This window comes from Pseudomonas sp. HMSC057H01, assembly GCF_001836405.1.
GTDB classification, from domain to species: Bacteria; Pseudomonadota; Gammaproteobacteria; order Pseudomonadales; family Pseudomonadaceae; genus Pseudomonas; species Pseudomonas aeruginosa.
This window is the reverse complement of the sequence record NZ_KV828391.1, coordinates 171082-178716: the sequence shown is the minus strand read 5'-3', so window position 1 is coordinate 178716 and position 7635 is coordinate 171082. Positions and strand designations below refer to the sequence as shown.

The 7635-nt window shown below is 58.5% G+C and carries 8 protein-coding genes; 6 read left to right on the top strand and 2 right to left on the bottom strand.

The window, feature by feature from the left end; genetic code table 11:
* The 4 genes from HMPREF2581_RS04705 to HMPREF2581_RS04690 form a co-directional block, all read left to right on the top strand.
* Nucleotides 1–453 (top strand): integrase core domain-containing protein (locus HMPREF2581_RS04705; RefSeq protein ID WP_139181887.1); only part of this gene is annotated, 453 nt, incomplete at its 5' end.
* Nucleotides 454–589: 136 nt separating this feature from the next.
* The gene (gene exoU, locus HMPREF2581_RS04700) at nucleotides 590–2653 is read left to right on the top strand and encodes a type III secretion system effector cytotoxin ExoU (protein ID WP_003134060.1); all 2064 of its coding nucleotides are present in this window, start codon (nucleotides 590–592) and stop codon (nucleotides 2651–2653) included.
* A complete protein-coding gene (gene spcU, locus HMPREF2581_RS04695; RefSeq protein ID WP_003134054.1) occupies nucleotides 2650–3063 on the top strand; it encodes a CesT family type III secretion system chaperone SpcU in 414 nt (137 codons plus the stop codon). Before exoU ends, spcU begins: the two co-directional genes overlap by 4 nt.
* A 392-nt stretch (nucleotides 3064–3455) precedes the next feature.
* On the top strand, nucleotides 3456–3860 hold the full coding sequence (locus tag HMPREF2581_RS04690) for an acyl-CoA thioesterase (protein ID WP_003108604.1): 405 nt from the start codon (nucleotides 3456–3458) through the stop codon (nucleotides 3858–3860).
* A gap of 120 nt (nucleotides 3861–3980) precedes the next feature.
* Here HMPREF2581_RS04690 and HMPREF2581_RS04685 read toward each other — a convergent pair whose 3' ends face one another.
* The gene (locus HMPREF2581_RS04685) at nucleotides 3981–4541 is read right to left on the bottom strand and encodes a hypothetical protein (RefSeq protein ID WP_003086226.1); all 561 of its coding nucleotides are present in this window, start codon (nucleotides 4539–4541) and stop codon (nucleotides 3981–3983) included.
* Nucleotides 4542–4918: 377 nt separating this feature from the next.
* On the bottom strand, nucleotides 4919–5557 hold the full coding sequence (locus tag HMPREF2581_RS04680; RefSeq protein ID WP_003086228.1) for an NUDIX hydrolase: 639 nt from the start codon (nucleotides 5555–5557) through the stop codon (nucleotides 4919–4921).
* A gap of 598 nt (nucleotides 5558–6155) precedes the next feature.
* On the opposite strand from HMPREF2581_RS04680, the gene HMPREF2581_RS04675 reads away from it, so the two are divergent.
* Nucleotides 6156–6533 carry an Hpt domain-containing protein gene (locus HMPREF2581_RS04675; RefSeq protein WP_003134050.1) on the top strand — a complete coding sequence of 126 codons (378 nt, stop codon included), beginning with the start codon at nucleotides 6156–6158 and terminating at the stop codon, nucleotides 6531–6533.
* A 444-nt stretch (nucleotides 6534–6977) separates the two neighbouring features.
* Nucleotides 6978–7595 carry a fimbrial protein gene (locus HMPREF2581_RS04670; protein WP_003086231.1) on the top strand — a complete coding sequence of 206 codons (618 nt, stop codon included), beginning with the start codon at nucleotides 6978–6980 and terminating at the stop codon, nucleotides 7593–7595.
* Nucleotides 7596–7635 lie beyond the last annotated feature (40 nt).

The following is a 7635-nucleotide window of genomic DNA, read 5'->3' as shown; positions in this document are numbered from 1 at the left end:
AAATGCCTGACGGTGGTCGATGACTTCACCAAGGTGTCGGTCGACATCTTGGTGGAGTACGGTATCAGCGGTTTTCGTGTCACGCGGGCGCTGGACGAGATGGCGCGGTTTCGTGGCTACCCGCAGGCGATCCGCACCGACCAGGGCCCCGAGTTCACCGGCAAGGCGCTTGATCAGTGGGCCTGTCAGCGTGACATCAAGTTGAAGCTGATTCAGCCTGGCCAGCCCACGCAGAGCGCCTTCATCGAGTCATTCAACGGCAAGTTCCGGGGCGAATGCCTCAATGAGCACTGCTCGCTGGTCGAAGCCAGAATCCGTATCGCGGCTTGGCGGGATTACAACGAGCACCGACCACACAGCGCCATTGGCAATCTCTCCCCGGCAGAGCTTGCTGCGAAGTGGCGAACCAACCAGCAGCAGCTGAAGCGGGAAAAGTTGATATCAACCCCATAGCCTACTAACTAGGCAGCGGTACTAAAACTGGGGGCAGGCCAGTCCGAACTGATAAAAAAACGTCCGAAACTGGCAAAACCTTATGGCCGGTTTTCCTAATATTTGCTCCGAACCCTCGGTATTTCAAGGAGCGAACATGCATATCCAATCGTTGGGGGCTACTGCCTCCTCGCTGAATCAGGAGCCTGTCGAAACCCCGTCGCAGGCAGCGCATAAGTCCGCCAGCTTGCGTCAGGAACCTTCAGGGCAAGGTCTCGGGGTTGCCCTAAAGAGCACGCCGGGAATACTTTCCGGGAAGTTGCCGGAAAGCGTTAGCGACGTGCGTTTCAGCAGTCCCCAAGGGCAAGGGGAGTCCCGTACTCTGACTGACTCGGCAGGGCCGCGGCAGATCACTCTGCGCCAGTTTGAGAACGGAGTCACCGAGCTACAGCTCAGTCGGCCACCATTGACCAGTCTGGTCCTAAGCGGCGGTGGTGCCAAAGGTGCGGCATACCCGGGAGCAATGCTGGCGCTAGAAGAGAAAGGCATGCTCGATGGCATCCGCAGCATGTCCGGTTCGTCCGCTGGCGGCATCACCGCCGCCCTTTTGGCCTCAGGTATGAGCCCGGCGGCGTTCAAGACCCTTTCCGACAAGATGGATCTTATTTCGCTGCTCGACAGCTCGAACAAGAAGCTGAAGCTGTTCCAACACATTAGCAGCGAGATCGGCGCATCGCTGAAAAAGGGCTTGGGCAACAAGATCGGCGGCTTCTCTGAGTTGCTGCTCAATGTACTCCCACGCATAGATTCGCGGGCTGAGCCCCTAGAACGCCTATTGCGCGACGAGACACGCAAGGCCGTGCTCGGACAGATCGCTACGCATCCAGAGGTTGCACGCCAGCCGACCGTTGCCGCCATCGCCAGCAGATTGCAGTCCGGCTCCGGAGTCACCTTTGGCGATCTAGATCGGTTGAGTGCTTACATTCCCCAGATTAAGACGCTGAACATCACAGGTACGGCCATGTTCGAGGGGCGTCCGCAATTAGTGGTGTTCAATGCCAGCCACACACCGGATCTGGAGGTCGCCCAGGCGGCACATATCTCCGGTTCCTTCCCAGGAGTGTTCCAGAAGGTCAGCTTGAGTGATCAGCCGTACCAGGCCGGCGTAGAGTGGACAGAATTCCAGGATGGCGGGGTGATGATTAACGTGCCGGTCCCTGAGATGATCGACAAGAATTTTGACAGCGGGCCACTGCGGCGCAACGACAACCTGATCCTTGAGTTCGAGGGCGAAGCTGGGGAGGTAGCGCCCGACCGAGGTACTAGGGGCGGCGCGCTCAAGGGCTGGGTCGTCGGGGTGCCTGCCCTGCAGGCGCGCGAAATGCTGCAGCTCGAGGGCCTGGAGGAATTGCGCGAGCAAACCGTTGTGGTGCCGTTGAAGAGCGAGCGCGGTGATTTCAGTGGCATGCTCGGTGGCACCTTGAACTTCACCATGCCGGACGAGATCAAGGCGCATCTTCAGGAGCGCCTCCAGGAGCGAGTCGGTGAACATCTGGAGAAACGTCTTCAGGCTTCAGAGCGTCATACCTTCGCTTCTCTCGACGAGGCGCTGCTGGCACTTGATGACAGTATGCTCACCAGTGTTGCTCAACAGAACCCGGAGATCACAGACGGGGCGGTGGCTTTTCGCCAGAAGGCGCGGGATGCGTTCACCGAGCTGACTGTCGCTATCGTTAGCGCCAATGGCTTGGCGGGTAGGCTCAAGTTGGACGAGGCTATGCGCTCCGCTCTTCAGCGACTCGATGCGCTGGCAGATACTCCGGAACGCCTAGCATGGTTGGCAGCTGAGTTGAACCATGCTGATAACGTTGATCATCAGCAGTTACTCGATGCCATGCGCGGGCAGACGGTGCAGTCGCCGGTGCTCGCCGCTGCGTTAGCAGAGGCGCAGCGCCGCAAAGTGGCGGTTATTGCCGAGAACATTCGTAAGGAAGTTATCTTCCCCTCTCTGTATCGCCCTGGCCAGCCGGATTCCAACGTAGCTCTGTTACGTCGGGCGGAGGAGCAGCTACGGCATGCCACCAGTCCGGCGGAAATCAATCAAGCGCTGAACGATATCGTCGACAACTACTCGGCACGAGGCTTCCTGCGTTTCGGCAAACCCTTGAGTTCGACTACCGTTGAGATGGCTAAGGCTTGGCGGAATAAGGAGTTCACATGATTGATACATGGCTGGCACAGTGGGGCTTGAGACTTCCCTCGAGCAACGATGCCACGTTGCGGCTGCAACCGGCAGAGGGACCGGAACTGGTTATGGAGCGCCTCGAGGGCGGTTGGCTTTTCGTCGTCGAGTTGGGACTTGTGCCTTCAGGGTTACCGCTGGGTGTGATCTTGCAATTGTTACAAGTGAACTCTCCATTCTCATCCTTGGCACCGGTGAAACTTGCGGCGGACGATGCCGGTAGACTTGTGCTCTGGGCTGAGGCACGTGATGGCGTTGACGATGTGGATGCACTGAACCGCTTGCACGATAGGCTGCGGGAAGGACATTCACGATTAGTGCCATTGCTAGAGCCCACGGGTGAGTTGGTTCCAGCTCAGATACAAACCAGCGCGTTAGTGTTCGTTTGAACGCAAGGGGAAGGAGCGATACTGCCAATAAAATCCGCAGTTGGTAATTTCTCTAATAGATGGGCCACCCGAAGGTGGCCTATCTGTTCATGCTGCAATGAGTTGTCGTGCCAACACCATTTCTACCGAGCCCCATCCTGGTTCAACGAGCCGAGGCCCTCGAGGTGGGCTTTTCTGTTTCTGGAGTCCGGATATCTGATCCACAGCGCGCCAGAACGAGCGGCTGGTTTCGTGCTTTCGCCAGTTATATCGGCACTGGCCCACATTCGTGTGCCTGCCAGTCTGTTTCCATGCAGCCTGGTGAACAGGTGCATGGCTATCCGAGGATTTGTCAGTGGGCCTGGACTTTCATAGAGTGAAGCTCCTTTCCTCGCGACTGGATTAGTGACGCGATGCCGACCCCGGTTTTCATAAAAAGAACGGTACTGTTTGGCGACTGTGATCCCGAAGGGATCGTCTATACGCCACGTTTTTCATACTTCGTGCTGGAAGCGGTGCAGGAGGCGCTCGGGGTCTGGCTGGGAGGGCCGGGGCTCAGAACCCTCCTGGGTTTCAGGATTCTTCCCCCGGCGAGAGCGTTCTCCCTGGAATTCCTGCATCCGGTCACCTGGGACGACGAACTCACGCTGCGAGTGGGTGTGTCGAACGTGGGGACGCATTCTTTCTCGTTTTCAGTCGAAGGACGTCTTTCGCCGGACGTGGTGGCGTTCACTGCGAGCCTGACGCAGGTCTGTGTCTCCCCGGATACCCGCGAAGTCATGGAGGTCCCCGCGCAGCTCCGCGCGCTCCTCGCATAGAGACACATTCTGGCTATTCGTCGCGGCGCTGGCTACGGCCGGCAGGACGCTGCGAGCGGCATGCCGCTGACCTGCTCCGTGGCGCTCCGGAGGAGGGCGGCAAGCCGCCTTCCTTCATTTCTACTCGTTGCCGAGCATCGCATCCAGATCGCGCATGGTCTGTTTCTTGGCCTGGACGCCCTGCAGTTCGACGAACATTGCCTGGACGGTCTGCACCATGCGCGCAATGGGCATCTTGCCCAGCGGCAACATCTGGTTGTTGTCGCGGATGGCCGGGGCGCAGACGAAGGCGAACGAGCGTTGCAGCCAATAATCGTATTTCTCCGGGTCGATCCAGCCGTCGACGGTTTTCACGTTGGTGATGACGTTGTCGATGCGGCGCATGGCGCGTGCGTTGTCGAAGCGGACGCTGCGCTCCTTGCACTTGAACTGGACCTCGTAGGCCGTCAGCGTCGGCATCGACCGGTCTTCGAATAGCTGGATGATCTGCGCCGACTGGATACCTTTGGGTTGCTGCAAGATGCCGGTGGCGTTGGCGACGAATACCTCGTTGTTGTAGCGTTCGCCCTTGCCGTAGACGATCCAGTAGTCGCCGGTGCTTTCGGCGACCGCAGTCGTTGCCGTGCAGATGAAGGCGAGCGGCAGCAGCCAGCGCCGAGCGTGAAGGAATGGTTTGCCCATGAGTTCGTCCTTGAATGTCTTGTTCCCGACCGCGGAGGGTCATCCAAGGGACGAATCATAGGTGCATCCCAAGGTGAGGGTCGACTAGCACGGATGAGCTATGGACGAAGCGGGGGGAACTCGCTCGGAGCTTGCACGTTCGGGATGGTCGGGCGGCTGGCGCTTCGGGTGCGCTCCGGCAAGCATTCGAACGAGAACGACGGGCTGGCTTTACTGCTCGGAAGGCACGCTGCGCCGCTGTTGGCGGCGTCAAGCTGCCGGCGATGGGGGAGGGCGGCAAGCGCTCATCGACTGGTCGGTCGATCTGCCGGGTGCGCCTGCTGGACGCCGTTGGGGTCAGGCCGTCTGCCGCGCGATGACTCCATGAGGTCTGCAGCCTAGTCGAAAAGCGCCTCTGGCGTTCCTGCGCGGATTCGCTGCCATAACGTCTGGATCTGCGAGGCCAGTACCCGGTGCTCGGAAAGCGGCGGCAAGGCGTCCACCGGAAAGTACTCGGCCGCCGACGTTTCGTCCGTTTGTTGCTGAAGCCTGCCACCGGTGACGTGGCAGAAGAAGAAAGCTTTCAACGCATGCGGCAGTTGGGGAGGGTGGGGATGCTTGTGCTTGTCCAGCAATGCCAACAGGCGTATCGCTCGGACTTCCAGTCCGCTCTCTTCCTGGGTTTCGCGAACTACCGCATCTGCCGGCGACTCGTTTACGTCGCACCAGCCGCCCGGTAGGGTCCAGCGACCATCCGAGGCCTCGCGGACCAGCAGGACCCGCTGTTGCGAGTCGAGGATCAACGCACGGACGTCCAGTTTCGGGGTCGGGTAGTGGCTGTCCAGGGCGATCCAGTTCTCGACCCGTTCGTACGCTACCCCCTGGTCGCTGGCGATGAATTCGGCGACGGCATGCTGGAGCGCGCGAAAGCGTCCGATGTCGAAGCGGTCCTTGGAAAAGGCGAGACCGGCCTGGGCGGTGGACAGTATCAATTCCAGAAGATGGGCAAGCGCCCTGGGATCGCTGACCGATGGCACCTTTCCTTCCGTTTTTTCGGCCTTCGGGTGGTCCGCGTCGTGCGAGCCGTCCAATGGTTGTGCCATAGATAGAACCCTCGCTGCTCGATGATCTGTAGAGCTGGTTTTCAACCAGGTGTTCCCTGCGTCTTCCTCGTATGCCTGTGCACGCCAATAGTGGTTCATCAAACCCTGGTTGCGACCGTCGCTTTCCAACACATGCGCGTAACCCAGGTTCGCGTGTCGCAGCGATGGCTCCACTGCCAGGTTCGCTTCGAACCTTCAGGCGGTCGCAACTGATGACGCCTCTTCGCACAGACTTACCGTAGGAGTTTCCCTCCCCGAAACGAGCGGTCGGGCCGGCTGCGGTCGGCTGGCAAAGGTAGACTCCGTGCCGGCCATGAGCGTTTCCAGGGCCGTTTGGGGCCGTTCGATGAGGCGCAACAAGCGATGCTCCCCTGTTTGGACGGCAGAGGCGGAGGCAATTCCCTTATGCTGCTTGCGGATAACTGGCCCGGACGGCATATACGGCCTTGTCGTTCTACGGATGCCTGGAGTCCCGCAGGCGGGACAGCGCAATGCGCAGTGACCTTCCTTTAAGCATATCGATGGAGTCTGTATGAAAGCGCTTGGTTCGGAATCGCCGATGGAAAGTCTTTTCGACATTCGTTCGCTGGAGGCCATTACCGGCGGCGAGCCGGCTGCATTGCGGCGGTTGCTGGAAACTTTATTGGCCAGCAGTCGGGATGATCGTACTCGGTTGGCGGAATTGCTTGAACTCGCAGACCTGCAAGGAGTGGCCGAACTTGCGCACAGGATAAAAGGGGCTGCGAGGGTGGTGGGCAGCAGCCTATTGGTCGAGTCTTGTTCCTGCCTTGAAAAGGCTTGCCAGAACCCATCGGAGTCTTCCGAGCGGATAGCCAATCTGGCCTCTTCATTGGAAGGCAAACTAAGTGCGTTCGAAATCAGTATCTCAACCGAATTGGCAAGGCTCTAGAGATCGGGCTGGATAGAACTTTCAGAAGCTGTTCAGGTCTCTCCATAGCCTGAATCGCCTCTATTCTCCAGCATGGATTTCTCGAACCCATAAGCTCCGCGTTTGCTGCTGGGGCAATGGGGTAATTGGGTACTTGCTGGGTTTGCTTTGATTTGTCTTGGTTTTTCATTCTTCCATATAAGAGGCGCTATCGAAGCTGATGGCGCTTCTTTCGGATCGTTCATTGTCTTTGGCTGTTGGTGGCAGCGAGCTTGTGGTGTCGGAGGGTTTTTAACTACGAGGTTTTTGGCGCTTGTAGGAAACTTCATACAAGCACTGGGGAAGTTTCACACGATTGCCTGGGAAGTGCTTCGTTGTCGTTCTATTCGGCTTTTCGGAGAATGTTGCTGGCTCTTATAGAGTTCAAAAATCGCAACACTTTCACTGTCAAAAGGAAGCTCAATCGTGTCCATTTCCATGAAAAGCATTCTGGCTGCCGCAGTAGCCAGCCTGGTCGTCGGCAATGCCATGGCGGCAGACGGCACCATCAATTTCAAAGGTGAAATCACCGCGGCCGCTTGCAGCATCACTGGAGGTGCTGGCACCACCGTTGGCGGTGCAGCGGGCAACCAGACCATCGACGTAAACCTCGGCAAGATCAGCATCGACTCGCTGAGCGGCACCGCGGGCGGCAGCATCGCTGGTGGTACCAGCCTGAATCTGAACCTGGACTGTGGCAAGACCGGTACCGGTCTGACCACCGTGAAGCTGAAGTTCGACCCGATGTCCGGTACCGGCATCGATTCGCATAACGAAAGCCTGCTGAAGCTTGGTAAAGACTCCACTGCCACTGGCGTCGGTATTGGCATCTATGGTTCCGATGGCAAGCTGCTGAACCTGTCGGCGAACGAGACCATTGATGCACCCTTGAATTCCAGGGTTGAAAAAGATGGCGAAGGCCAAGACATCACCCTTTACAGCGCCAATCTGAATCTGCGGGCTGCTTACGTAAAGTCTGGCGCTGCGGCCGCTACGGCAGGTGTTGCCAACGGCTCCCTGCCCTTCACCCTGGAATACAACTAAGTTCTGCTACATGGGCGGGGTATGTATATACCCCGCTCCA

Coding starts and splice junctions, on each gene's coding strand:
- HMPREF2581_RS04685 (WP_003086226.1), bottom strand. CDS start 4,541: ATGGGCAAACCATTCCTTCACGCTCGGCGCTGGCTGCTGCCGCTCGCC.
- HMPREF2581_RS04675 (WP_003134050.1), top strand. CDS start 6,156: ATGAAAGCGCTTGGTTCGGAATCGCCGATGGAAAGTCTTTTCGACATT.
- exoU (WP_003134060.1), top strand. CDS start 590: ATGCATATCCAATCGTTGGGGGCTACTGCCTCCTCGCTGAATCAGGAG.
- HMPREF2581_RS04690 (WP_003108604.1), top strand. CDS start 3,456: ATGCCGACCCCGGTTTTCATAAAAAGAACGGTACTGTTTGGCGACTGT.
- spcU (WP_003134054.1), top strand. CDS start 2,650: ATGATTGATACATGGCTGGCACAGTGGGGCTTGAGACTTCCCTCGAGC.